Here is a 25685-nt window from a genome sequence, read left to right as displayed (position 1 = left end):
TCGGGGAAGGAAAAGACGATGCCGGTTCTGACCGACCGCACCGACCGCGTGACCGTGACGATCCATGCTGCCGATCCGCTCAGCCGGGCCGGGGTCCTCAGCCTCCTGGAACGCCAGCCCGCGGTGCGGGTCGTGCCGTGGCCGCCGGAGGACGGACCCGCGGCCGAACCCGCCGGACCGGCCGGACCGGCCGCCGAGCCCGCTACCGGACCCGCCGCGGCCAGAGTGGCCGTCATGCTGATCGACCGGGTCGACGAACGCTCGACGGCCGAACTGCGCCGGGTCCTGCGCGGCGGCGAGCAGCGCGTGGTCCTCGTCGCCCGCGAACTGCGCGAATCGGAGCTGTTCTCGGTCGTGGAGTACGGCGTGCAGGCCATCGTCTGGCGGCACCAGGCGACCGAGGAGCGGCTGGTCACGGCCGTACGGCAGGCCGCGCAGGGGGAATGCGTGCTGCCGCCGGACGTGATCGGCCGGGTGCTGGGGCAGATGCACCGGCTGCGCCGCTCACAGCGGACGACGACGCCCCCGGGCGCGGCCTGCACGACGCTGTTCGGCATGGCGCCGCGCGAGACGGATGTGCTGCGCCTCATCTCCGAGGGGCTGGACACCCGCCAGATCTCGGAGAAGCTCTGCTACTCCGAGCGGACCGTCAAGAACATCCTGCACGGCCTGATGACACGGCTGCGGCTCAACAACCGCGCGCACGCGGTGGCTTACGCGCTGCGCGAGGGCTACATCTAGGGCCTGTCTTTCGGATCAGGCCGGATCAGGCCCCGCGAGCCCGGCATGACCCGGAAGACAGGCCCCAGTCGGTGACCGGAAGGGTCGGCCGGGGCGCGGCGTCCGGCGCCGTGCGTCGCGAGGCGGAGGGACGCCCGTGTACCGGACGTACTCGGGCGCCTGGGCAACGCGGCGTGGTGCGGTGCCGGGCGTCGCGGGCCGGGCGTCACGGTGACGACGGGCCGAGGCCGGCTCCCGCGGGGCTCGGCGGCGCGGGCGGGGCGGGATCCGCGCGAGGCGTCCTAAGCGGGGCCGAACCGGTGGCGGGCGAAGGCCCGGACCAGCGGGTGGCAGCGGTAGCGGCCCGACACCCCGGGCGCCAGCAGCCCGGAGTCGACGAGTTCCTCGATCGCGCCGGCCGCCTCGGGCTCGCCGGCGGCGAGCAGCGCGGCCACCTCGGCCGGGCCGAACCGGTCCGGCGCCGTCGCGGTCGCCCGCAGGGCCCGGAGCGCGCCCGGCGACAGCCCCTGGGCGCGGCGGCGGAAGCCGTCCTCGACCGCCCGGCCGTCCGCCCGTAGCCTCGCGAGTGGCCCGGTACCGCCCGGGGACGCCAGCTCCGCCGCCGACAGGCCGGGCTCCAGCCGTAGCCGCCGCCCGGCCAGGTACAGCGCGAGCGGCAGCCCGGCGCACCGGGCGGCGAGTTCGCGCAGCCCGGCGGGGTCCTGGCGGGCCCGCCGGGCGCCCGCGACGGCGCCGAGCAGCTCCAGCGCGGCGCCGTCGTCCAGTTCCGGTACCTCGACCGGCCGCGCCCCCGGTACGACGAGCCCGCGCGAGGCCGAGGTCACCAGCGCCGCGCACCCCGGCGTCCCGGGCAGCAGGGGCAGCAGCCCGGCCGTGTCGCGGGCGCCGTCCAGGAGGAGCAGCACGCGCCGCCCGGCGAGCAGCGAGCGGTAGAGCGCCGCCCGGGCCTCGGTCCCGTCCGGCACCGCCGCTTCGGGTGCCCCGAGGGCGCGTACGAGCCGGCCGAGCGGGGCGGCGGCGCCCGCGCCGAGGCCGGCCCGCAGCACCCCGTCGGGGAACAGCTCCCGGGCCCGCTCGGCCACATGGGCGGCGAGGGCCGTCTTCCCGATGCCGGGCATACCGGTGAGCACGGCGACGGGCACCGCCCCCGGCGCCCCGGCGAGCACCCCGAGCACGAGGTCGCTCTCCGCACCCCGCCCGACGAAGGGCCCGGCCGCACCCCCCTCGGCGCACGCGCCCGCGAGGGGGCGGGGGGCCGGGCGGGAGCGGGGGCGGAGGGCGTGGTGCAGGGCGGTCAGGCCGGGGCCGGGGGTGGCGCCGAGTTCGAGGGCGAGCGTCTCGCGGGTGGCCTCGTACACGGCGAGCGCCTCGCCGGTGCGGCCCGCCCGGTGCAGGGCCCGCATGAGCAGTTCCTGGGCGCGCTCGCGCAGTGGGTGTTCCGCGGCGAAGGCGCGCAGGGCCGGGACGGCCGCGGTCTCGCGGTCCAGGCCGAGTTCCAGCGCGTCGTGGAAGTGGGCCTCGCGGGCGGTCAGCCACAGTCCGGTGAGCTCGTCGCGCCGGGCCTCGGCGTGGGGGCCGGGGAGGCCGGCCAGCGGGCAGCCCGTCCAGAGCGCGAGGGCGCGCTCCCGGGCGCGGTACGCCTGCCGGACGGCTCCGGCGGTTCGCAGCCGGGCGGCGTCGGTGAGCCCGCGCTCGAACTCGTGGATGTCCACCGCCGGGCGGGACAGCCGCAGGGCGTACCCGCCGGAGGCGAAGACGAGGATCCGGGCGGGCGCCCGGGCCGGGCGGTCCGGTTCGAAGAGGGCCCGCAGCCGGGACGCGTACGTCCGTACCGTCCCCACGGCGCGCACCGGCGGGCGCTCTCCCCACAGCGCGTCGCAGAGCTCGGGCACGGGCACGGGCCGCCCCGCCCGCAGCAGCAGTACGGCGAGCAGCGCGCGCTGCTGGTTCGGGCCCAGGGCCAGCGCGGCGCCGTCGGCCGTCCGCGCGCTCATCGGCCCGAGCAGCCGGAACCGTACGCCCTCGGCGACCGGGCACCCGCGCTCCGTCTCCGCCACGTACCTCCCCGCTCCCCGGACTCCGCTGAGGGGAAAGGTTACTTCGCCGACGCGGGGACGGCCGGCCGCGGGCGGGGGTCCGGCGGCCGGCCGTCCGGTTCGCCGCCGCCTACGGAGCGGGGATTTCGCGCGTCAGCTTCGACTGCCAGGGACACCAGGTGGAGTTGGGCAGGAGCGCGCCGCCCACCTCGTCCAGGTGCTCGTTGACGTAGGAGATGCTCGCGTCGCACACCTCAGTGGCCATGCTGAAGAACTTCACGGTGCTGGGGGCGAGCGAGTACTTCCAGGGCTTGTTGTACGAGGCGGGGGTCTTGACGATCTTGCCCATGACGCTGATGTTCTCCGTGTCGACGCCGTTGATGACGTCGCGGGCCTGCCGGATCTTCGCCGGGTCGGTGAGCTGGATGACGAAGGTGTTCTTGCCGTCGGTGAACTCGAAGTAGACCGCCTTCGTGGCGGCGGGATGCGCGGCCGCGGCGCTGTCCTGTGCCGCCTGCGCGGGCGCGGCCAGGGCCAGGGCGAAGAGGGAGACCGCCGCGAGGCTGCCGGCCTTGGTGAGGGTACGTCGCATGTCTGAGACCTCCAGGTTTCAGCCGGGTCGCGCTCTACGACCCGTATGCGGCGAACGTAATCCGGAAACCAACGGAATGGTCTATTCCAGCTCAAGGATGCCCAAAAGGCCCGTCCCGGGTGCCCGGGAGAACGCCGTAGGCCCACCGGATCCGGGATCCGGTGGGCCTACGGCCGTGAGCGGAGAGGCTCACCAGTAGTGGTTGCGTCCTCCCACGGCGTGCCCGAGGGCACCGAGAAGCCACAGGACCAGGCCTACCACCACGAGGATCGCACCAATGGTCCACAGGATGGACAGCCCGGTGACGAATCCGATGATCAGCAGGATGACTCCGAGGATAATCACGACAAACCTCCCAGACTCCCGGCTCACGGCTTCGCCCGCTGGGAGCGAAGAGGCCTCCCTGCGTCTACCATCCCTGGCGCCATTCATGCGCGCCGGCGCCCACGAAGCTGCGGAGCCGGGTCAGCGCTCCTGATGGCGGGGGCCGCCACCCGGCCCGGGCAGCACCCCGGCCTTGGCGGCGGCGATGACCGCGTCCGCCTGCGCCCGGGTGAGCTTGCCGTCCTTGACCGCCTGGTCGAGGCGGTCGGCCAGCTTCTGCTGGCGCGCGGCCGCGTCCGGCCGCTCGCCCGCCCGCTCGTCCTTGCGGTCCTTGCGCTCCTCGCGGCGCTCCTCGCCCTGCGCGGCGCGGAACTTGTCCAGGGAGCCGGTCACCTTGTCCACCGGCACGCCGAGGTCCTTCGCGAGCGCCTCGGCGAGTTCCTTCCGGTGCTCCTCGCGCAGCTCGGCGCCCTTGCCCGCATGCGGGCGCGCCTCGGCGGCGGTGGCGGGCTTGGAGTGATCCTCGGCGAAGGCGACGGCGGGGAAAGCCAGGCCGATACCGGCCAGAACCACACCTGCGGTGATACCCGCGCGCTTGCGGACGTTGTTCATGAGAGCCCTTCCGTGATCACGACTGACTCCGGCCGATCCTGCTCCCCGTTGCTGTGGGGAAGCTGGGTGCGGGATGAGAACTCCCTTAGAACGGATCCCTCCGCTTCTTCGGGCGGCGGCCCGGCCCACGAGTGGATGAATGTCGGGGCGCGCCCCCGCACCTGTTGTGGGATGGCTCCGCACACCCCATCACTCAACGGGAGACCCACATGAAGATCCGCACCATGGCCGCAGCGGCTTGCCTGATCGTCGGCGCGGTACTCGGCGGCGCCGGCTCCGCGATGGCGGACAGCGAGGCCCACGGCATCGCGGCCGGCTCCCCGGGCTTCCTCTCCGGAAACCTGATCCAGGTCCCGATCCACGTCCCCATCAACGCCTGCGGCAACAGCGTCAACGTCATCGGGCTGCTGAACCCGACGGCCGGCAACGTCTGCTTCAACGACTGACACCGAACGACCGACGCATCGGCCGTACGGCCGCCGGAGCCCCGTCCCCCACCCGGGGGGCGGGGCTCCGGCCGCTCCCGGACCGGTCGAGGGCGCACCCGCGCGGGGAGAAGGAGGAGGGAGAAGGGGGAGGAAGGAGGAGCACCCACTCCTTTCCACTCTCAACTTATAGCGCGCAGGGGGGCTTGCGGCAAGGCCCCCACCGTGCCGCAGAATCGCTCGCCGAGGCCAGAACCTGCGGAAATGGGAGATTCACGAAGTGCGTGTGCTGCTGTCTGTGTATGGGTTTCGCGGTGACACCGGGCCGGTGGGGCTCGCCCCCCGGCGGCCGGCCGACGCGGATCGGAGCCGCTGACATGAACCCCGTGACGACCAGTGCGTTCGGCCTTCCCGAGCGCCTCTCCGCCAAGGCGGACCCCTCGCTCATCGGCGGCGACGAACGGCACTTCGCGGCCATCGCGGAGAGCCTCGACCAGGCGATCGCCGAGCTGTCCGACCGCCTCGTCGAGCTGCGCGCGGCGCCCGGCGGCCTGGGCCGGGAGGCCATGGACCGGGACGCGGAGATCCACCGGCTGACCGCCCGCCTGCGCACCCTGCGCCGCTTCGGCCTCGACCTGTGCCTCGGCCGGGTCGTCGGCGCCGACGACCCCGAGCCCCTGTACGTCGGCCGGCTCGGCCTCACCGACAGCGAGGGCCGCCGGCTGCTGATCGACTGGCGCTCCCCCGCCGCCGAGCCGTTCTTCGCGGCGACCCATGCGAACCCGATGGGGCTGGCCGGCCGCCGCCGGTACCGCTGGGCCGGCGGCAGGATCAACGACTACTGGGACGAGGTGTTCACCGCCGACGGGTTCGAGGGACACGCCGCGCTCGACGACCAGTCCGCCTTCATCGCCGCCCTGGGCGGCAGCCGGTCGGCGCGGATGCGCGACGTCCTCGGCACCCTCCAGGCCGACCAGGACGCGATCATCCGCGCGGGCTCCCGTGGCGCCCTCGTCGTCGACGGCGGTCCCGGCACGGGCAAGACCGTCGTCGCCCTGCACCGCTCCGCCTACCTCCTCTACCGCGACCCGCGCCTCGGCCACCGCCGTGGCGGCGTGCTGTTCGTCGGCCCGCACGAGCCCTACCTGGGGTACGTCGCCGACGTGCTGCCCAGCCTCGGGGAGGAGGGCGTACAGACCTGCACCCTGCGCGACCTCGTCGCAGAAGGCGCCGCGGCCGCCCCCGAGAGCGACCCGGAGGTGGCCCGGCTGAAGTCGTCCGCGGACATGGTGCGGGCCATCGAGAAGGCCGTCGCGTTCTACGAGGAGCCGCCCGCCGAGGGCATGACGGTCAGTACGGCCTGGTCCGACGTCCGGGTCAGCGCCGACGACTGGGCCGAGGCGTTCGGGGCGCCGGGCCCGGGCAGCCCCCACAACGAGGCGCGGGAGCAGATCTGGGAGGAACTGGCCACGATCCTCATGGACAAGCAGGGCATGGACGAGGAGGAGGACGGCATCTCGCACGCCTCCTTCCTGCGGTCGCTGCGGCAGGACGCGGACCTGGTCACGACCCTCAACCGGGCCTGGCCCCTGCTCGAACCGGCCGATCTGGTCTCGGACTTGTGGACGGTACCCGCCTACCTGCGGATGTGCGCTCCCTGGCTCGGCCGCGACGAGGTGGCGAAACTGCGGCGCGAGGCGGCCCCCCGGGCCTGGACGGTGTCCGACCTGCCGCTCCTGGACGCGGCCCGGCAGCGGCTCGGTGACCCCGGGGCGGCGCGGCGGCGGCGCCGGCACGACGCCGCGGTCGCCGCCGAGCGCGAGCGCATGGCCCGCGTCATCGAGGAGATCGTCTCGGTCGCCGACATCGACTCGGCCGGTGACGACAGCGAGGGCGCGGTGCGGATGCTGCGCGGAAAGGACCTCCAGGACAGCCTGCTCGACGAGGGCGCCCTGCCCACGGCCGCCCCGGACCGGCTCGCGGGGCCCTTCGCGCACGTCGTCGTGGACGAGGCCCAGGAACTGACCGACGCGGAGTGGCAGATGCTGCTGCTGCGCTGCCCCTCCCGGAGCTTCACCATCGTCGGGGACCGCGCCCAGGCGAGACACGGCTTCACGGAGTCGTGGACCGAGCGCCTGGAGCGGGTCGGGATCGACAGGATCGAGCTGGCCTCCCTGAGCGTCAACTACCGCACGCCGCGGGAGGTGATGGCGGAGGCCGAGCCGGTCATCCGGGCCGCGCTGCCCGACGCCAACGTGCCGGTCTCGATCCGGTCCGGCGGCATCCCCGTCGTCCACGGCTCCGTCTCGGACCTGGACGACGTCCTCGACACCTGGCTCGCCGGGCACGACGCCGGGATCGCCTGCGTCATCGGCACGCCCGGCGGGGCAGCCGGTGCGTTCCGGGCGCGGCCGCGCGTGCGGTCACTGACCCCGGAGCTGTCGAAGGGTCTCGAATTCGACCTGGTCGTCCTCGTCGACCCGGAGGAGTTCGGGGAGGGCGCCCCGGGCGCGGTCGACCGCTACGTGGCGATGACCCGGGCGACCCGGCAGCTCGTGGTGCTCACGAGCTCCTGACGTCCGCCGGACGGGCGGGGTAGGGGCGGGTGTTGTCGACGACCGCCCAGCCCTTTCCCCCGTCGGGGGCGGCGATCTCGACCAGCCGGTGGTCGAGGTGGCCGGTGATCATCACGGCCATGAGGGACAGGTACTCGCGCTGGAGATCGGGGGCGAGCTCGGTGGCCGCCGGCACCTTGAGGACGGCTTCCTGGTCGTCGGCCAGCAGCGCGCAGGTGGTCTGGACCGCCCGGATGAGCACCTCGAACCGCTCACCGGTCAGGCGCGCCCGTAAGACTTCCAGGTAGGGGCCCAGGACATCGACGTCCTGGCCGTCCCCCGAGCCTGCCGGATGGTGCTCGGTCATGTTCTCGCCCTTCTCCGGACGGCCGCGTCCTCTGGAAGTGTAGGGAGCGCGGCCGTGGACAGGGTGTTGTTCGGCCACACCCGAGGAGGCGGCCCCCGGCAGCGCCTCCCCGGGCGGCCCGGCGGTCCGACTATGCCAGCCGCATGCGCCATTGGAATATCGGAGTGGCAATTCCAAGGTGAATTCGCGGAAGGACACTTCCAGCTTGGCAGTGCACCTCGTCACAAGCCTTAACTACTCCAGGGGTGGCCTGATACGGTCGCGCGTGGGCGGGATTTGGTCGCTCCGCGACCGGTTCATTCCATGTGCTCCGGCGTGTCGTCGTGACAACTCCGCAGCAGAGGAGGCGTTCTGGCGCGCGCGGGCAGTCACGCTCTTTACATTGAGCTGGTATTGACGAATCCGACTCTGCCGTGGGGGGATCAATGGCCCAGCTCCACTCATTCGCCGTTCCCGATTTTCACCTTCCGTTCGGGAACTCCAAGCATCCGCAGGCCGCACGGGCCAACACCGAGGCCACGTCGTGGGTGTTGCGCCACGAGCTCGTCACCCACGCCGCCGAGGAATTCTCCGGCATCGGCTGCGGGCACCTCGCGGGCCGGGTGAGCGGCGACGTCCCGTACGACCGGATCGTCCTGCTCGCCGAGTGGATGGCCTGGTCGTTCGTCCTCGACGACCAGCACGACCACCTCATCAGGACGGGTCAGCTGGCCGCCTGGCGCCCCGTCATCGGAGCCATCACCGAGTACCTGGAGACGGGGAGGACGGGTGACGCCTCAGCGCGCCAGAACCCCCTGGTGGCCGGGTTCATGGACCTGTGCGACCGGATACTGGCCGGGATGTCGCAGGGCACCGCGGCCCGCTACCGCACTCATGTCCCCCTCATGCTGGGCTCGTTGGACCAGGAGGCCGGAAATCGCCGGGCGGCCGAGCGGCCCGCGCTCCAGGACTACGTCCTGATGCGCCGGCACAGCTCCCAGATCCTTCCCATGATGGACATGGTGGAGGCCGGACTGGGCGTCGACCTGCCGCAGCACATCCACGACCTCCCGGAGTTCCGGGCGGTCGTCGACAGCGCCCTGGACGTCATCTCCTGGGGCAACGACGTGTTCTCCCTGCCGAAGGAGTACTCCTGCGGGGACAACAACAACCTCGTCTCCCTCGTCGCCACCTGGGAGGGACGTTCGCTGCCCGACGCCGTCCAGGCGGTCGAGGGCCGCATCCAGGCCCGCATCGAGGAGTACCTGGAGTCCGAGCGGCGGCTGCTGCGGCTCATGGAGGCGCGGCCGGACACGGATCCGTCCGTACGCACCGCGGTCACCCGCTGCGTGCGCAGTTATCAAGATTGGATGATCGGCGCCGATCTGTGGCAGCGTTACGAGTGCACGCGGTACAGCGACGAACGGTTCGCGGCCGGGCTGGAGTCTGCGTACACCCGCCCGGACCTGATCTCGGTGGCATGACAGGGAGTCGGTCCATGGCCCGCACAGAACGATCCGGCCCGGCGAAGAGTGCCCCGGTGGCCCCGGGGCGATTACCGCTCCTGGGCCATGCCCTCCCCTTGTGGCGCGAGCCCATCGCGTTCCTGGAGTCCCTGCGCGAGTACGGCGACGTCGTCCGGCTCGACATCGGCACCTGGCCCGTCCACATGCTCACGAACCCGGACCACGTCCACGCCGTACTGGTGCAGCAGGCGCAGAAGTTCGGGCGCGGCAGGATCTTCGACCGGCTCCGCCCGATGTTCGGCAACGGCATCGTGACGACCGACGGGGACTTCCACCGCAAGCAGCGCCGGATGATCCAGCCGGCGTTCCACCGCAACCACATCGCCGAGTACGCCGAGGTGATGGGCCGCGCGGCGGAGGAGATGACCGGGTCCTGGACGGCGGGTTCGGAGATCTCGATGGTCACCGAGGCCCGGCGGTACGCCCTGTCCTCGGTCGCCGAGATGATCTTCTCTGGGGATCTGAGCCGCCCCGCCATCGCCGAGGTGCACCGCTCGCTGCCGATCGTGCTGGAGGGCATGCTGCTGCGCGCGGTCATGCCCAAATCGCTGGACCGGCTGCCCGTCCCGCTCAACCGGCGCTTCGACGCGGCGGCCGCCCGGCTGCGCGCCATCATCGACCAGGTGATCGCCCAGTACGGGGACGCGCAGGAGGGCGGCAGCGACCTCCTCTCCCTGCTGCTGTCGAGCGTGGACGCCGAGACGGGCGAGCGGATGGGCGCCGCACAGGTGCGGGACGAGGTGATCGCCATCATGTTCGCCGGTACGGAGACCTCGGCGACCACCCTGTCCTGGATATTCCACGAGCTCGGCCGGCACCCCGAGGTGGAGAAGCGCCTGCACGCGGAGATCGACGCGGTGGTGGGCAAGCGGCCCGTCCGCATCGATGACATCCCCCGACTCACCTACACGAACGACGTGTTCCAGGAGGCGCTGCGGCTGCACTCGCCGCTGCTCTTCACCCGGCAGGCCCTGGTGCCCCTCACGCTCGGCGGTGTGTCGATCCCGGCGGGCGCCGAACTGGCCTACAGCCCTTACGCGTTGCACCGGGATCCGGCCCTGTTCCGCGATCCCGGCGTCTTCGACCCGGACCGCTGGCGGCAGGAGACGCAGGAGCGCCGGCGTGCTCACCAGTACATCCCGTTCGGGGCCGGCCAGCACAAGTGCATCGGCGACACGTTCGCGGTGGCGGAGATCCTGACGGCGGTGGCGACCGTGGCGTCCCGCTGGCGGCTGGTTCCCGCCCCGGGTGTGACGGTGCGGGAACTCCCGGCCGGAATGCCCCAGCCCAGCGAACTTCCCATGATTCCGGTCGCAAGATAGCGCCGATCTGCGCCGAAGTCAGCCGACGATACAGCGTCTCCCTCGAACGAGTGGCGAGATGCGGAGATAATGTGCTTAAGGAGCACCAACTTTCCTACTGGCCCGTAGACTCGACCGCACGCGCGCTGGAGGGGGCTGGAGAATGTCGCATGTCACAGAACCACAAGGATGGGCGTCTTCGCCCTTACTCGAAAGGGAATCCGAGGTTCTGGCGATCCACCGGGCGGTGGACGATCTCTGCGGCACCCCGGACAGTGGCCAGCCCTCCCGTCGCGGCGGCGTTCTGACCTTCGCGGGATCGGCCGGCATCGGCAAGACCACCCTGCTCGCCGAGGCCCGACGGCATGCCGCGGAACGCCACTGCACCGTGCTGTTCGCCCGTGGCGGCGAGCAGGAGCGGCAAGTCCCGTTCCATGTGATGCGCCAGCTCATCCAGCCCGCGTTCGCCGCCATGACCGAGGACGAACGACGCGACCTCCTCGGCACCTGGTACGGCATCGTCGCCCCGGCGCTGGGGCTGACCGCGGCTCCCGAGGGCCTCACCGCGCCCGACCCGCAGGGCGTGCGCGACGGTCTGGACTGGGTCGTCACCCATCTGACGGTCCGCAGCGCGCCCGTCGTCCTGGTGCTGGACGACGCGCACTGGGCGGACGCGGAATCCCTGGCCTGGCTGACCGCGTTCGCGGCGCGGGCCGAGGAACTGGCCATGCTGATCATGGTGGCGTGCCGGCCCGACGAGATCCCGGCCGACGCCGGATCACTGCGCGCCCTGATAAAGCGCCAGGGGACGCGCCCCCACGAGCTGGCCCCGCTCACCACCAGCGCCGTGGCGCGCATCGTGCGCGACGCCCTCGGCGAGGACGCCGACGACGTGTTCTGCCGCGAGTGCTGGGCGATCACCGGCGGCAACCCCTTCGAGGTCGTCGAACTCGCCATGAAGGGCCGCGACCGCGGTCTGAAGCCGCACCAGGACAGCATCCCCCAGCTGCGCGACCTGGCCTCCGCCGTCAAGGGCAGCGGTCTGATCGACCGCCTCGAACAGCTGGGGACCTCCACCGTCCGGCTCGCCTGGGCCGCCGCGGTACTGGGCACCGCCGTCCCGATCAGCATCGTCGGAGGCGTCGCGGCCCTCGGTGAGGCGCAGGCGGCCGACGCGATCGCACAGTTGCGTGACGCGCGCATCCTGACCGTCCTCACCAGCCTGCGCCGCCAGGAGGTCGTGGAGTTCTTCCACCCGCTCATCGCCACGGCCGTGTACCGGTCGATCCCGCCGGGCGTCCGCGTCGCCATGCACGGCATGGCCGCGCAGGCCCTGGTCGACGACGGGTTCGGCGCCGCGGCCGCCGCGCGCCACCTGCTGGAGATGCACCCCGAGGGCGACCCCTGGGTGGTGCAGCAGCTGCGACAGGCGGCGCGGGACAGCTTCTCCGCGGGCGCTCCCGACGCGGCGCGCCGCTACCTGGCCCGTGCGCTGCGCGAGCCGCCGGACGCGGAGTACCGGGCCGAGGTGCTCTTCGAGCTCGGCTCCGCCAACCTGCTGCACGATCCCGCGACCACCATCAACCAGCTCAGGGCCGCGCTGGAGGAACCCAAGGCGGATCAGGAGCTGCGGGAGGCGATCACGTACCGGCTCGCCCAGGCGATGGCCCACACGGGTCAGCTCGCGGAGGCCGCCGGGCTGCTCTCCGACGAGGCCAAGCAGGCCACCAGCTCCCGCACCCGGCTGCGGATGCAGGCCGAGCAGTTCAAGTGGAACTCGGTCCGGATGGACGAGGCGAACTCGCCGGCCCGCTCCCGCCTCCTCGCCCAGTTCGCCAAGCGGCTCACCGGCCGCGGCGTTCCCGAGCGGCACATCCTGGGACTGCGCGCGTGGGACGCCGCCATGCGCGGCGAACCGGCCGCCACCGCCCTGGAGTACGCGGAACAGGCGCTGGACGGCGGGATGAACTGGACCGACCAGGACTTCGGTTTCGAGGTGCCGGCCGTCGTGGCGGTCACCCTCATGTACTGCGACCAGCCGGGGCGCGCCGAGGAACTCTTCAACGCGGGGATCATCGAGTTCGAGGCGAAGGGCTGGCGCGGCGCGCACCTTTCGTTCGTGTACACCCTGCTCGGCTACGTCCGCTTCCGGCGCGGGCGGCTCGCCGAGGCCGAGGACTTCGTGCGCAACGGGCTGCAGATCGCCGAGCGCGTCGGACACGACATCCCGGCGCAGTGGTACGCGGTGGGCACGCTCATCGAGACGCTGCTGGCCCGGGGCAGTACGGAGGAGGCGCTGCGGGTCGCCCACGCGTACAAGCTGGCGGAGGGCTTCCCGCAGGCGGTCGTCTACCCCGATCCGCAGGCGGTGTGGGGCAAACTCCTGCTGGCGCAGGGGCGGATCGACGAGGCGAAGCAGCACCTCTCCGCGGCGGGCAAGCGGCTCGATCTGCGGGGTACGCGCAATCCGTCCTGGAGTCCCTGGCAGCTCGATCTGGCCCTCGCCCAGATCACGAAGGAGCCCGAGCAGGCGCGTGCCACGGCGGCCGAGGCGGTGGCCAGGGCCCGGGTGTTCGGGACGTCGAGCGCGATCGGGCACGCCCTGCGCGTGTCGGCGGCGACCGTGGACGCGTCCCGGGCGGCGGGCTTGTTGCAGGAGGCGGTGAACCACCTCGAACAGTCCCCGGCGGCCTGCGAACTCGCCCACGCGCTCATCGATCACGGTACGGCCCTGCACACCATCGGTGATCCGCACCGGGCGGCCCAGCAGCTCTACCGGGGCATGGGAGGCCGCCTCGGCATGCGGTGCGAGCGGGCTCGCGAGCCGTGCCCGGTCCCAGCTGGCGTCGGCGGGACTGCGGCCGCGCCGGCTGCACGCGTCCGAACAGGACACGTTGACGCTCGCCGAGCACGCGGCGGCGACGCGCGCCTCGGTCAGTCTGGACAACGCGGCGATCGCGGCGGAACTGCGGACCGACGCGCAGGCGGTCTCCGAGCTGCTGTCCGCGGTCTTCACCAAGCTGGGCACCGACCGGCTCGGGCTGCGGCGGGCGATGGGAGGCTGACCGCCGGCCGGGGCGAACGGGCGAACGGGCTTCGGGGGGTGGCCGGTTATCGCTGGTGCGGGGAGAGGTGTGGTGATCGTGCCTGGCATGATCAGCCCTCACGTTACTTCTCAGTAGCGTAACCTCCCCCCAACCAGAAGGTCTTACGTACGTGCGCATGCTCGCCAGACGCCTCCTGCTCCCCGGCCTCATCACCCTGGCGCTCACCGCCACCGGCTGCTCCGCCTCCCCGCACACCGGTGCGGCGGATCCCGCGGCCCCCGCCACCCTCGCGCCCGCGGCCGACGGCACCCAGCAGCTCGACGTCGCCGCGGCGCCGCAGGGCAGCCCCACGCCGACGGCCGTGGCCCGCGTCGGCTCCGGGAAGGGCGCCGCCCAGAAGTCCTCGCTGAAGGTCGCCTCCTACGACCAGGCGACCGGACGGGCCGTCATATCCTCGGCCCCGCAAAAGGCCACCCCCTCCCCCGGCCGCTCCCCCGCGGCCGACAAGCCCGTCGTCGTGGGCGACGTCATCGCCAGCGCACCGGCGCCGGGCGCCCCCAACGGCCTCCTCGCGAAGGTCACCGAGGTCGGCAAGAAGACCGACAGCGGCACCGAGGTCAAGACGGCTCCGACAACGCTGTCTTCCGTCCTCAACGACGACAAGGCCGACGGCAAGGTCCCCGTCGACCCGGCCTCGGTCGCGGTCGAGCCCCTGATGAAGGGCGTCACCTTCTCCTGGGCCAAGAGCCAGGGCGTGCGGTTCGGCCCGCAGGGCGCGAAGCTGCCCCTGGGCAACCTGCGGCTCGACGTGGACGTCCCGGTCGAGACCGCCCCGGGTGCCCCCGTATCGGCCGGGGCCTCGGTCTCCGGCTTCGTCCAGCTCGCCCCGACGGTGGAGTTCTCGTACGACGGATCGGGCGGCGCCGGCCCGCGCGCCGCGTTCCTCGGGATGAGCGGCGACTGGTCCTCGCAGTGGAACCTCAAGGGCCACGCCGCCGCGAGCACGGGCGCCCCGAAGCGGATCCCGTTCGCCAAGCTGCACAGCGCCCCGGTCATCCAGGTGGGCCCGGTTCCGGTCGTCGTCAACCTCGATCTGACCGTCTACGTCCAGGTCGAGGCCGACGGGCGGGTCACCCTCGACGTCCGGCAGGAAGTCAAGGGCGACTTCCGGGTCGGTGGCAGCTACGCGACGGGCAAGGGCTGGAATCCGGTCAGCACCTCGAACGTCCAGAGCACTCCGGTGAAGGCCGAGGTCACCGCGGCCGGCCAGGTCAAGGGCGCCCTCGGCGCCGAGGCCTCCGTCGGCCTGTACGGGGCCGTCGGCGTCTCCGCGGACTTCGCTCCGTACCTGCGCGGCGAGGCCGACGTCAAGGCCTCCGCCTCCAGCGACGGCAAGGCCTCGGTGAGCGGGGCGTGGGCCGTGTACGGCGGGTTCGACCTGAGCGGACAGCTGCACCTCCAGCTGTCCCTGTTCGGAACGCCCATCCTGGAGCGTCGCGTTCCGCTGGGCGCCCTGCACCGCGAGTGGCCGCTCGCGAGCGGAAAGGCCGCGCTCTGACGTAGCGGCGGGCCCGTCAGCCGTTCGCCGTGACGAGGAGGGTGCGCGCGGCGGCGGCCGACGGGCCGGGCAGGCGGCAGCGGTGCGGGACGTCGCCGCGGTGGTGGGCGCTCTGCCCGGCGCGCAGGGTCAGGGGCTCCTCGCCCTCGACCTCCAGCACGACCTCGCCCTCCAGGACGTACAGGAAGTCCTCGCCGGGGTGCTCGAACCAGCCGCGCTCGCCCCGTCCGGGCTCGAAGTGGTGCTCGTACGCCTCCATCAGGCCGCTGCGCCCGCCGGGGATCAGCACCCGGGCCACCTGCCCGGCGGCCTCGCTGACCCGGATCACCTGGGGGTCGCTCTCGTGGCTGACCGCGCCGGGGCGGTCCGGGGGGCGCAGGAAGGTGCCGGGGGTCACGTCCAGTGCCTCGGCGATCCGGTAGATGGAGCTGAGGCTGGGGGTGGCGAGCCCGCGTTCGAGCTGGCTGAGGAAGGGCTGGGACAGCCCGGAGCCGGCGGCGAGCGAGGCCATCGAGATGCCGCGCCGCTTGCGCCAGGCTCGGATCACCCGTCCGACCTCGACGGCTTCGGGTGTGGGTTCGGGTCGGGACACCAGCCGAACGTACCGCATCGCCGATCGGCGCCCTCGGGGGCTCCGGAACGTTTCGCACCGCCGCAACACCGCGTTCATAAGCGTGGTCAATTATTGACCTCACTTATCAACGAACGAGGAGTTGCCCGTGTACGCCACCCCCTCCCCGCCGGGCCGGGCCGGCCGGACCCCGGGCCGGATCCCGGGCCGGCTCGGCCCGGCGCTGGTCGCGGCCGGCTCCGTGCTCGCGCTCTGGTACGCGCTCGCCCGCTCCGGTGTGGTGTCCCCGGGGCTGCTGCCCACTCCCCGCCAGACCTTCGCCGCGCTCGCCGACGGCGCGCGCGGCGGCACCCTGGCCACGGACCTCGCCGCCAGCCTGGCCCGCGCCGGTCAGGGCTTCGCGCTCGGCGCGGCACTCGGCGGCGCGCTGGGCTTCGCCACCGGCTACCTGCCGCGGCTCTCCGCCGCCGTCACCCCGCTCGTCTCGTTCCTGCGGCCCATCCCGGCGATCGCGCTGGTGCCGCTGGCCACCGCCTGGTTCGGCATCGGCGAGAGCGCCAAGCGCCTGCTGATCGCGTACGCCGTCCTCCTCGCGGTGTGGCTGTACGTCCACGACGGCGTCTCGCGGGTCCCGGTGACCCATCTGCGGGCGGCCCGTTCGCTGGGGGCGCCGCTGCGGCGCCGGTTCACCGAGGTGCTGCTGCCCGCCGCGGCGCCCGCCCTGCTCGCGGCGCTGCGGTACGGGGCCTCGGTCGCGCTGCTGGCCCTGGTCGCCGCCGAACTCGGCGGTGCGGACGCCGGATTGGCCTACCGCCTCCAGGTCGACGGCCAGTTCCTGCGGGTGGACCGGATGTTCGCGGGCCTGCTGGTCCTCGGGCTCCTCGGGGTGGGCGTCGACGCGGCCCTCGCGGCGATCGGGCGCTGCTTCGTGCACTGGAGCGCGTCATGAGCGGGAGCGTACGGCTGGAGGCGCTGTCGGTCTCCCACGGAGGCACCCGGCGGCGGTACGCGGGCGCGAGCGGCGCGGTCCCGGTGCTCGACGCCATCGAACTGGAGTTCGCCAGCGGGTCGTTCACGGCGCTGCTCGGTCCCAGCGGGTGCGGCAAATCGACCGTGCTCAACACGGTGGCGGGTTTCGTCCGGCCCACCACCGGGCGGGTCACCGTCGCGGGCACCCCGGTGGACGGGCCCGGTCCGGACCGCGGCATGGTCTTCCAGCACTACGCGCTGTTCCCGTGGCGCACGGCGCGCGGGAACGTCGAGTTCGCGCTCAAACGGCTCGGGCTGTCCCGACCGGAGCGGCGCCGCCGGGCCCTCGCGGCGCTGGCCGAGGTGGGCCTCGCGGAAGGGGCCGAGAAGCATCCCGCGCAGTTGTCCGGCGGCATGCGGCAGCGGGTGGCGCTGGCCAGGGCGCTGGCCGCCGAGCCCGAAGTGCTGCTGATGGACGAGCCGTTCGGGGCGCTGGACGCGCTGACCCGGACGCGGATGCAGGAACTGCTGCGGGAGCTGTGGCAACGCACCGGCACCACCGTGCTGTTCGTGACGCACGACATCGACGAGGCGCTCGCCCTCGCCGACCGGGTCGTGGTCCTGGGCGGCTCCCCCGGCCGGGTCCTGGCCGACCACGCGGTACCCAGCGGACCGCCCGACCCGGACCTGCGCACCCTGATCGCCCGCCGACTCGGCTCCCCGTGAACCACCCGACCACCCCGACCGCCTTGGCCGCCCTGGCCGCCCCGCAGCCCCAAGGAAGCGAGTCCCCCGTGTCCCTCACCGCCTCCGTCCTCCGCAGACCCCGTCCGGTGGCCGCCCTCGTGCTGGCGGTCCTGCTCGCCGCCCTGGGCACGGGCTGCTCCGGTACGCCCGCCTCCGCCGCGCGCGACGCCGGGCAGGAGGTCACGCTGGCCGCCAGCGACCATCTCGGCGGCGCGCCCGTCTACCTCGCCCAGGAGCGCGGGCTGTGGGCCGCCGAAGGCGTCCGGGCCACCGTCACCACCCTGCCCACCGGCCGCGACGCGCTGAACGCGGTGCTCGGCGGCCAGGCCCAGCTCGGCGTCGTCGGCGACCTGCCCGCCGTCACCGCCGCCCTGGGCGGCCGCGACCTGCGGATCGTCGCCGACCTGTCCCGGTTCTCCGACTGGCGCCTGCTCACCCGTACCGACCGCGGCATCACCGGCTTCGCGGCGCTGAGGGGCCGCAAGGTCGGCGTCCCGCAGGGCACCAACGTCGAGTACGCGCTGTCGCGGATGCTGGGCGCGGCGGCGCTGACCGCCTCGGACGTGACCGTGGTCAACCTCGCCCCGAACCAGGTCCCCACCGCCCTCGCCCGCGGCGACATCGACGCCGGGGTCACCTTCCCCAGCTTCTACGACGCCGCGCGCACCGCCCTCGGCGCGCGCTACGCCGAGCTGCCGTTCGGCGGCTACACCGCGCGGACTCTGCTGGTCGCGGGCCCGAAGGCGAGCGACGCGAGCACCTCCGCCGCGCTGCGGACCCTGGTGCGCGCCCAGCGGGAGCTGGCGGCCGATCCGGCCGGCGCGCGGCGCGCGGTACTCGCCCAGTCCAAGGGCGCCCTCCAGCCCGGATACGCCGAGGCGTTCCAGCCGCGCTACGGGTACGGCGCGACGCTGTCGGCCGAGTTGCTGACCCAGCTCACGCAGGAGGCCGCCTGGGCGAAGGCCGCCCAGGGCCTGCCGGGGCCGGCGGACCGCGCGGCGCTGGCGCGCCGGCTGCACACCGCACCGCTGCGGGCCGTGGACCCGGCGGCCGTCACGGCCGGCTGACCGCCGCCCGCGCCCGCGCACGCACGCACGCACCACCCGTTTCACCCACCGGACCCCGACCGTCCCCGTACGAGGAGCAGCACCATGACCGTCGACCAGAACACCCTGCGGCGCCGCGGCGTCGGCCTGCGCGCCCACGACCCCGAGCGGAGCTTCGGCGGGTACACGCTCTACACCCCGATCGCGGGGCCCGGCGAGGTCTTCCTCGTCGACATCGAGGGCAAGACCGTCCACACCTGGAACCCGCCGCACCCGCCGGGCCGGCACGCCCGGCTGCTCCCGAACGGGAACCTCTTCTACCAGGGCAAGGACACCGGCGGCCCCACGCTGTTCCCGATCTGGGACGTCTACCACGGCGGCATCCTCCAGGAACTCGCCCCGGACGGCGCCGTGGTGCGCGAGGTCCGCCACCCCTTCCACCACCACGACGCCTCGGTCCTGCGCAACGGCAACCTGCTCGTCCTCGGCGTCGAGCCCCTCGCACCCGCCGACGCGGCCCGCGTCCGGGGCGGCATCCCCGGCTCGGAGGCCGTGGGCGGCGTGATCCACGGGGACGTGGTGTACGAGCTGACCTGGGACGGCGAAGTGGTCTGGCGATGGGCCGCGATCGAGCATCTGGACCCCGAACAGGTGCCGCTGGACCGGCACTTCGCGCGCGAGCACTGGCCGATGGCCAACACCGTGGGCGAACTCTCCGACGGCGGCGTCGTCGTGGGGTTCCGCAGCGCCTCCACCACGGTGGCCGTGGACCGCGCCGACGGCTCCGTCCGCTGGCGGATCGGCCCCGGCACGCACTCCCAGCAGCACTACCCGCACGAACTGCCGGGCGGCAACATCCTGGTCTTCGACAACGGGACCTATCGCGACACCACGTCCGTCCCGTACTCGCGGGTGCTGGAGATCGACCCGCGCACGGGCGAGGAGGTGTGGTCGTACGAGGACAACCCGCCGCAGAACTTCTACAGCCCGTACATGTCCAGCGCCCAGCGGCTCCCGGGCGGCAACACGTTCATCGCCGAGGGCTCCTTCGGCCGGCTCTTCGAGGTGACCCCGGACGGGGACGTGGTGTGGGAGTACGTGGTCCCCGAGTTCGGCTCGTTCGGGCGGGGCGTGGGGCTGGAGTCCTCCCGGGGCGCCCAGAACTCCGTCTTCCGCGCCTACCGCTACGCGGCCGAGGAGATCCCCTGGCTCTGAGCTCACCGGGCCGGTGGCATTCGGCCAATGCTTGACGTGGCCCTGACATTTCAAGGTCCTTGTGGGACCTTCCCCTTCCCCGGCCACACCCCACACGGCCGCGGCGAAGAGGAGCCCCATGATGAGAATCCCCAGACTGCCGGCCGTGACCGCCCTGGTCGCCGCCGCCGTGCTCGTCGGATCGACGGCGGCCTCCGCCCTCGGCCCCACCGCCGAGCAGCGCCTGGACGGCACCATCGTGGTCGCGGGCAACACCTGCGGCTGGACCAACGCCCGTACCAGCGCCGACCCGCCGAACGCGCTGAGCGTCGACCGCACCAGCATCAACACGCCGGGCGGCAACCTGAGCTGCGCCGGCGGCATCACCGCCACCCTCAACAACAACCCCGCCTTCACCTTCGACGACACCGCCGGGACCGCGAAGGCGGACCTCATCGACATCACCGGCAAGCTGAGCTTCATCTCCTGCCGCTACAAGGCGACGAACATCGTCTGGAACCGCGACGGGGCCACCCGGAAGTACGTCAACCAGGCCTTCACCGCCGCGAAGACCTCGGGGAGCTTCCTGTGCCCCGGCTCGGTCACCACGGCCGCCGGGGACGCCTCGATGCTGTTCCACTGACCCCTTTGCACGGCAGCGGCCCCCACGGCCCGGTCGGGGTCGTCGGGGCCGCTGCCGTGCCACCCCCGCCCGGACCCGGCCGGCATCCGCCGTCACACGGGGGTACGGGCTCCGATGCGGGCCGTGAGGAGGGCGATGTCGTCGTCGGCCGAGGCCGGGACCAGGTGGCTGATCAGGGAGTCGCACAGGAGGTCCAGCGAGCCCTGCGGCTCGGTGAGCAGGCGGGTGAGTTCACCGAGGCGCTCGTCGATGTCCCGGCCCCGGGCCTCGATCAGGCCGTCGGTGTAGAGGATGAGGATGCTTCCCGCCGGCAGGGTGACCTCGCTGGTCGTGAAGGCGATGCCGCCGACGCCCAGGGGCGCGCCGGGCGGGGTGGTCAGGAGCCGGACGGTGCCGTCCGGCAGCACGGCGGCGGGCGGCGGGTGCCCGGCGCGGGTCAGGGTGCAGCGGCCGGACGCGGGGTCGCAGACCACGTACAGGAAGGTGGCGAGCATCGGCTCGGCCAGGTCGGCGAGGGCCGCCTCCAGCTGGAGCAGCAGCGCCGTGGGAGACAGGTCGAGGCGGGCCAGGGCCCGGACGGTGGCCGAGAGCCGCCCCATGACGGCGGCGGCGGGGATGCCGTGGCCCATCACGTCCCCGATGAGGAGGGCCGCCTTGCCGCCGGGCAGGGCGAGCACGTCGTACCAGTCGCCGCCGATCTCGTTGACGTCGCTCGCGGGCAGGTAGCGGTGGGCCACCTCGATGCCGGGCGGCGGGGTGATGTGCTGGGGCAGCATGCTGCGCTGGAGGATGACGGCCGTCTCGTGCTCGTGGTGGTAGAGGCGGGCGTTGTCGATGCTGATGGCGGCCCGGGCGGCGAGCTCGGCGGCGAGGGTGACGTCGTCGGAGCCGAAGGGGCCGATGGGGCGGGTGCGGTAGTACGTGGCTATGCCGAGCACCACGTCCCGGGCGACCAGCGGGGTCATCATGAAGGAGTGCACGCCGGCCGGCAGCAGCCGGGCGGGCTTCGGCGAGTGCCGGGCGGCGGGGGCTACGGACTCCTCGTCGAGCCGGCCGATCAGGTAGGGCTGCCGGTCGGCCAGCACCTGGGTGTACGGGGCCGTGGCGGGAAAGGTGAGGGTCCTGCCCAGCGGCGCGAGGATGTCGGTGACGGCGGAACCGCCCAGCGGGGCCTTGCCCAGGCGGCGCAGCGCGGCGCCCGCGGAGAGGCCGAGGCCGGGCTCGTCGCCCCGGGCCAGGGTGTCCAGGACGTCCACGGTGACCGCGTCGGCGAGGTACGGGACGGCGAGGTCGGCCAGCGCCTGGGCGGTGCGCTCCAGCTCCAGGCTGGCGCCGATGCGGACGCTGGCCTCGCTGAGCAGCGCGAGCCGGCGGCGTCCGGCCTCGGCCTCGGTGTGGTCGCGCTGCTGCTCGGTGATGTCCAGCAGCGAGGCGATCACGCCGATGGGCCGGTGGCCGGGGTCCTCGACCCGGACGTAGGAGCAGGACCACACCCGGTCGTGTTCGGGGTCGGCCGGTGTACGGCCCACCCGGCGGCGGTCCAGGACGGGCTCACCGGTGGCCAGGACCTCCCGCATGGCCTCCTCCATCTCGGCGGAGTTCACCTCGGGCAGCAGCTGGGCCAGGCGCCGCCCGAGGTGGGCGGACTCCGGCAGGCCGTTCATCTCCTCCAGGGCCGGGTTGACCTGGAGGAACCGCAGCTGCGTGTCGAGGACGGCGATGCCGACCGGGGAGCGGGCGAACAGTCCGTCCCAGACCGCCGACGAACCCCGGATCCGGCGTGCCGCGTGGGCGTCGGCGGCGAAGACGAGCACGGCGGAGGCGCCGTGGCGCCGGCCGGACACCGGGCAGGCCCAGACTTCCAGCTCCAGGGGATGGCCCTCGCGGTGCCAGGCGGTCACCGTGCCCATCACCCCGCGGCCGGTGGCGGCGGTCTCCCACAGTGAGCGGCCGAGGCTGCGGTCGGCCCCCGGGTGCAGCAGTTCGGAGATGTGGCGGCCCACCACCTGGGGCGGGGCGTAGCCGAGGAGTTCCTGCGCCGCGTTGCTCCAGCGCACGATGGTGCCGTCGGCGCTGGTGGCCACCTGGGCCACGGCCAGCGCCCCGAGCCAGCCGCCGGCGTCCTGGGCGGCGCCCGCGATCAGCTGTTCGACCGGGATCGGGTCGTCCATCCGGCACCGGCCTCCTTCCCGGGGGCGAACGCGCCGGTTACTCGCGGGTACCTCCGGTGCGCGCTCCACACACAGTCCATGGTCGCCCGGGCGGCCGGGGACCGCTCCCCGGGCCCCGTGGCCGGCGCCGGGACAAACGATCGTTTCTGTTGTGGAACCGATCGTTGATCTGATTCAGTGACTGGCGGCCGCGGCGGTACCCGGCGGCCGCACCACCGCACGCCCCGCGCACGCACACCCCGCGCACGCACACGCCCCGCGCACCACCGCGCACCGCACACACCGCACACACCGCACACACCGCACACACCGCACACACCGCACCAGCCGACCCATTCCGCCGGGAGCACCCGTGACTGACGAGACCGATCCTCATCTCGCCACGCTGGCACGCCTGGACGAGCTCATCGAGGACTCCGGGCTCGACCGGTCCCGGGTCCTCGACCCCGCCCACCTGTCGCTGAGCACCGGACTGCCCCCGGAGCTGGTGGCGGCGGGGCTGGACCGCCGGCCGATGGCCCCCGTCAGCTTCCTGGAGCAGGTGGGGCAGCGGCTGGAGTTCCTGCGCGCGACCCGGCTGCGGCCGGACGGCAGGCCGTACCCGCTCAAGGAGATCGCCGACGGCGCCGGGCTGACCTCCCAGTGGCTGGGCCAGATCGTCAAGTGCGAGAAGAAGCCCTCCCTGGAGCACGCCGCCCGCATCGAGGACTTCTTCCGGGTACCCCGCGGCTTCCTGACGGCGACCCCGTCCCAGGCCCTCGACCGGGCGCTGCGCGTGCGGCTGGCCGACGAACAGTCCCGGCTGATGGCCGAGTTCAAGAGCCGCAACCAGCTGGGCGGCATCGCCTTCCGGGGGCTGCGGGACGCGTCGCCCCGGACGCTGGCCGCCGTACAGGCGCTGATCGACTCCATCGCCACCGATCACCACGGCGGCCCCGCCCGAAGGAAGCGCTCATGAACGGCCCCGTCGTATGAACGATCCCCACGGCCTGGCCTTCTACGTACCCGGCACGTTCCTGGCGCTCATCCTGGGCACGCGGATCCCGGCCCTGTGGCGCCATCCCCAGGACCGGCTGCTGCGGTCCGTGTGCGTGCTGCTCACCACGTCGATCGGCGTGTTCTTCTCCTGCGCCGTGCCGACCATGGCCGCCGTCAACCGGCTGACCGGCGTCCCGAACGCCGCCGCCCCGATCGTCTACTCGCTGCTGACGGCGTTCTCCGGTGCCAACATCCTGCTGATCATCCACTGGAGCCGGGGCCCGGACGAGGCGGACCGGGCGGCGCGCTGGGCCCGGCGCTGTACGGCGGTGACCGCGGCGGTGATCGTCGCGGTCAACGTGCTGTTCCTGCTGGGCGACACCCCGGTCGAGCGGCTCACCGACCTGGACACCTACTACGCGTCCACGCCGTTCATCAGGGAGATGATCCTCCTCTACCTCCTGGCCCACACGACCGCCGGTGTCATCGGTTCGTTCCTGTGCGCCCGGTGGGCCCGGGAGGTCCACGGCGGGCTCAAGGCCGGGCTGGCCCTGATCACCCTCGGCTACCTGCTCAACCTCTCCTACGACGTGCTCAAGTTCAGTGCCATCGGAGCCCGGTGGACCCACCGCGACTGGGACCAGCTCAGCACGCGCTACGCCGCGGCCCTGGCCTCGCTGTCGGCGCTGGTGGCGGGGCTCGGGTTCGTGCTGCCGCTGCTCTCCCAGCGCCTGGCGGCGTACTGGGACATGTGGCGCCGCTTCTACCAGTTGCGTCCGCTGTGGCGTGAGCTGCGCGAGGCGATGCACCGCAGCATCGATCTCGCGGCGGGTCCGTGCACCTCGATCGAGATCCGGGTGACCCAGCTGGAGTCCGACATCCACGACGGCATCCTCGCGGTCAGCCCGCACCTGGACGCCCGGCAGCGGGAACGCGCACTGGAGGAGGCCCGGCGCAGCTCGCGCTCCGCCGACGACGTCGTCGCCATCGCGGACGCCGCCGCCCTCGCGCACGCGGTGGTGGTGTGGGGCCGCGAGCGGCCGGCGGACAAGGACACGGGGCCGGCGGGTCTGGCGGGGCTACCGGGGCCGGCGGGGCTGCCCGGGCCGTTCCGGCAGAACCACCGCTCGGTCCTCACGCTGCCCGACCATCCGGCCGGGCTGGTCCGGATGTCCCGCGCCCTGTCGTCGGACGTGGTCAAGTCGTTCCGGGACGCCGCCGCCCTGGAGGACAGCCGGCGGTGACCCCCGCCCCGCGGGCGGCTCCGGGGACCGCCGACTGGCCCCGCCGGGCGGCCGGGCGTTCCATCGAAGGGTGACCCCTCTGCGCATCGACGTGCACGCCCACCTGTGGACGGCGCAGTACCTCGACCGGCTGGAGCGGCTGGGCAAGTCCGACACCGCCACCCAGCGCGGCATCGGCGCGGGTGAGGGCCCGGCCGAGCTCGACCACCGGTTCGCGCTGATGGACCGGACGGACATCGCGCTCCAGGTGCTCTCCGTACCGCCGCAGTCCCCGCACCTCGCCCGGGAGTCCGACGCCGTACTGCTCGCGCGCGTGGCGAACGACGCGTACGCGGAGCTGGTCGCGCACTGGCCGGACCGGTTCCGGGCGTTCGCGGCGCTGCCCCTGCCGCATCCGGAGGCGTCCCTGCGGGAGCTGGCCCGCGCCTGCGACGAGCTCGGCATGGTCGGCGTCGGGGTGACCACGACCGTCCTGGGCCGCAGCCTCGCCGACCCCGTCTTCCACCCCCTGTACGAGGAGCTCGACCGGCGCGGCGCCGTGCTGTACATCCACCCGTCGGGGGAGGGCGCCGCGAGCCCGCTGATCAACGGCCACGGCCTGACCTGGATGGTCGGGGCGCCGGTCGAGGACACGGTCGCGGCGATGCACCTGATCCTGGCGGGGATCCCGCTGCGCTACCCGAGGATGCGGATCCTGGTCTCGCACCTCGGCGGGGCGCTGCCGATGCTGCTGCGGCGCCTCGACGACCATCTGGCGTTCGAGTCGCCGCAGACGCCCGAGCGGCCTTCGCTGGCGGCGCTCCGGCTCTGGTACGACACGGTCGGCCACTGCCATCCGCCCGCGCTGATCGCCGCGGCCGCCTCGTTCGGCGCCGACCGGCTGGTCCTCGGCACGGACTTCCCGTACGAGGACGGGGAGGTGTTCGAGCGGGCCGTCTCGTACGTCGAGGACTCGGGGCTCCCGGCGGACGAGATCACCGGGATCCTCGACACCAACGCGGCCGCGCTGCTCGGCCTCTCCGAGAGCTGACGGGCGACCCACGGGCACGACTCGGCTCC

At 73.4% G+C, this 25685-nt stretch carries 22 protein-coding genes; 15 read left to right on the top strand and 7 right to left on the bottom strand.

Annotated elements, in window-relative coordinates; genetic code table 11:
* Positions 1-18 precede the first annotated feature (18 nt).
* Positions 19-741 carry a response regulator transcription factor gene (locus tag EES41_RS33090; protein WP_123081586.1) on the top strand — a complete coding sequence of 241 codons (723 nt, stop codon included), beginning with the start codon at positions 19-21 and terminating at the stop codon, positions 739-741.
* A 281-nt stretch (positions 742-1022) separates the two neighbouring features.
* Here EES41_RS33090 and EES41_RS33085 read toward each other — a convergent pair whose 3' ends face one another.
* From EES41_RS33085 to EES41_RS33070, 4 genes are all read right to left on the bottom strand, one after another.
* Positions 1023-2798, bottom strand: a complete 1776-nt coding sequence (locus EES41_RS33085; protein ID WP_123081585.1) for a BTAD domain-containing putative transcriptional regulator — start codon at positions 2796-2798, stop codon at positions 1023-1025.
* Between the two features lie 109 nt (positions 2799-2907).
* Positions 2908-3369 carry a calmodulin-binding protein gene (locus EES41_RS33080; protein WP_123081584.1) on the bottom strand — a complete coding sequence of 154 codons (462 nt, stop codon included), beginning with the start codon at positions 3367-3369 and terminating at the stop codon, positions 2908-2910.
* A 189-nt stretch (positions 3370-3558) separates the two neighbouring features.
* Positions 3559-3714: a DUF6131 family protein gene (locus EES41_RS33075; protein WP_008742351.1), complete on the bottom strand. Its 156-nt coding sequence runs from the start codon at positions 3712-3714 to the stop codon at positions 3559-3561.
* Positions 3715-3834: 120 nt separating this feature from the next.
* A complete protein-coding gene (locus EES41_RS33070; protein WP_123081582.1) occupies positions 3835-4305 on the bottom strand; it encodes a hypothetical protein in 471 nt (156 codons plus the stop codon).
* A 209-nt stretch (positions 4306-4514) separates the two neighbouring features.
* Between EES41_RS33070 and EES41_RS33065 the strand changes: the two genes are divergently transcribed.
* Positions 4515-4751 carry a chaplin gene (locus tag EES41_RS33065; protein ID WP_164496004.1) on the top strand — a complete coding sequence of 79 codons (237 nt, stop codon included), beginning with the start codon at positions 4515-4517 and terminating at the stop codon, positions 4749-4751.
* A 356-nt stretch (positions 4752-5107) separates the two neighbouring features.
* On the top strand, positions 5108-7306 hold the full coding sequence (gene helR, locus EES41_RS33060) for an RNA polymerase recycling motor ATPase HelR (protein WP_123081581.1): 2199 nt from the start codon (positions 5108-5110) through the stop codon (positions 7304-7306).
* Here helR and EES41_RS33055 read toward each other — a convergent pair.
* A complete protein-coding gene (locus tag EES41_RS33055) occupies positions 7293-7652 on the bottom strand; it encodes a hypothetical protein (protein ID WP_123081580.1) in 360 nt (119 codons plus the stop codon). The two genes, helR and EES41_RS33055, sit on opposite strands and share 14 nt — an antisense overlap.
* A gap of 425 nt (positions 7653-8077) precedes the next feature.
* Between EES41_RS33055 and EES41_RS33050 the strand changes: the two genes are divergently transcribed.
* From EES41_RS33050 to EES41_RS33035, 4 genes are all read left to right on the top strand, one after another.
* Positions 8078-9115 (top strand): terpene synthase family protein, encoded by a 1038-nt coding sequence (locus tag EES41_RS33050; protein WP_123081579.1) that lies wholly within the window; start codon positions 8078-8080, stop codon positions 9113-9115.
* A 14-nt stretch (positions 9116-9129) separates the two neighbouring features.
* Positions 9130-10479: a cytochrome P450 gene (locus tag EES41_RS33045; protein WP_123081578.1), complete on the top strand. Its 1350-nt coding sequence runs from the start codon at positions 9130-9132 to the stop codon at positions 10477-10479.
* A 226-nt stretch (positions 10480-10705) separates the two neighbouring features.
* Positions 10706-13645, top strand: coding sequence for an AAA family ATPase (locus tag EES41_RS33040; RefSeq protein WP_367995793.1), 2940 nt, complete (start codon positions 10706-10708; stop codon positions 13643-13645).
* A 29-nt stretch (positions 13646-13674) separates the two neighbouring features.
* The gene (locus EES41_RS33035; RefSeq protein ID WP_174261772.1) at positions 13675-15063 is read left to right on the top strand and encodes a hypothetical protein; all 1389 of its coding nucleotides are present in this window, start codon (positions 13675-13677) and stop codon (positions 15061-15063) included.
* 16 nt (positions 15064-15079) lie between these two features.
* On the opposite strand, the gene EES41_RS33030 is transcribed toward EES41_RS33035, so the two are convergent.
* On the bottom strand, positions 15080-15655 hold the full coding sequence (locus EES41_RS33030; RefSeq protein ID WP_050779382.1) for a helix-turn-helix domain-containing protein: 576 nt from the start codon (positions 15653-15655) through the stop codon (positions 15080-15082).
* A 127-nt stretch (positions 15656-15782) separates the two neighbouring features.
* Here EES41_RS33030 and EES41_RS33025 point away from each other — a divergent pair, with 127 nt between their 5' ends.
* The 5 genes from EES41_RS33025 (at position 15783) to EES41_RS33005 (ending at position 20233) form a co-directional block, all read left to right on the top strand.
* Complete coding sequence (locus tag EES41_RS33025) at positions 15783-16583, top strand: ABC transporter permease (RefSeq protein ID WP_123081577.1); 801 nt, start codon at positions 15783-15785, stop codon at positions 16581-16583.
* Positions 16580-17329, top strand: a complete 750-nt coding sequence (locus EES41_RS33020; protein WP_123081576.1) for an ABC transporter ATP-binding protein — start codon at positions 16580-16582, stop codon at positions 17327-17329. Before EES41_RS33025 ends, EES41_RS33020 begins: the two co-directional genes overlap by 4 nt.
* Entirely contained in the window at positions 17326-18417 is a 1092-nt protein-coding gene (locus tag EES41_RS33015) for an ABC transporter substrate-binding protein (RefSeq protein ID WP_254211662.1), read from the top strand. The genes EES41_RS33020 and EES41_RS33015 overlap by 4 nt, the downstream gene beginning before the upstream one ends.
* A gap of 84 nt (positions 18418-18501) precedes the next feature.
* On the top strand, positions 18502-19611 hold the full coding sequence (locus tag EES41_RS33010; RefSeq protein ID WP_123081575.1) for an aryl-sulfate sulfotransferase: 1110 nt from the start codon (positions 18502-18504) through the stop codon (positions 19609-19611).
* 121 nt (positions 19612-19732) lie between these two features.
* Complete coding sequence (locus EES41_RS33005; protein WP_254211661.1) at positions 19733-20233, top strand: hypothetical protein; 501 nt, start codon at positions 19733-19735, stop codon at positions 20231-20233.
* Between the two features lie 92 nt (positions 20234-20325).
* On the opposite strand, the gene EES41_RS33000 is transcribed toward EES41_RS33005, so the two are convergent.
* On the bottom strand, positions 20326-22404 hold the full coding sequence (locus EES41_RS33000; RefSeq protein ID WP_123081573.1) for a SpoIIE family protein phosphatase: 2079 nt from the start codon (positions 22402-22404) through the stop codon (positions 20326-20328).
* 352 nt (positions 22405-22756) lie between these two features.
* Here EES41_RS33000 and EES41_RS32995 point away from each other — a divergent pair, with 352 nt between their 5' ends.
* The 3 genes from EES41_RS32995 (at position 22757) to EES41_RS32985 (ending at position 25656) form a co-directional block, all read left to right on the top strand.
* Positions 22757-23362 carry a hypothetical protein gene (locus EES41_RS32995; RefSeq protein ID WP_123081572.1) on the top strand — a complete coding sequence of 202 codons (606 nt, stop codon included), beginning with the start codon at positions 22757-22759 and terminating at the stop codon, positions 23360-23362.
* A 13-nt stretch (positions 23363-23375) separates the two neighbouring features.
* On the top strand, positions 23376-24626 hold the full coding sequence (locus EES41_RS32990) for a collagen-like protein (protein ID WP_123081571.1): 1251 nt from the start codon (positions 23376-23378) through the stop codon (positions 24624-24626).
* Between the two features lie 70 nt (positions 24627-24696).
* The gene (locus tag EES41_RS32985; protein WP_254211660.1) at positions 24697-25656 is read left to right on the top strand and encodes an amidohydrolase family protein; all 960 of its coding nucleotides are present in this window, start codon (positions 24697-24699) and stop codon (positions 25654-25656) included.
* Positions 25657-25685 lie beyond the last annotated feature (29 nt).

The organism is Streptomyces sp. ADI95-16 (assembly GCF_003721495.1).
GTDB lineage: Bacteria > Actinomycetota > Actinomycetes > Streptomycetales > Streptomycetaceae > Streptomyces > Streptomyces goshikiensis.
This window is presented reverse-complemented; position numbering and strand designations above follow the sequence as displayed.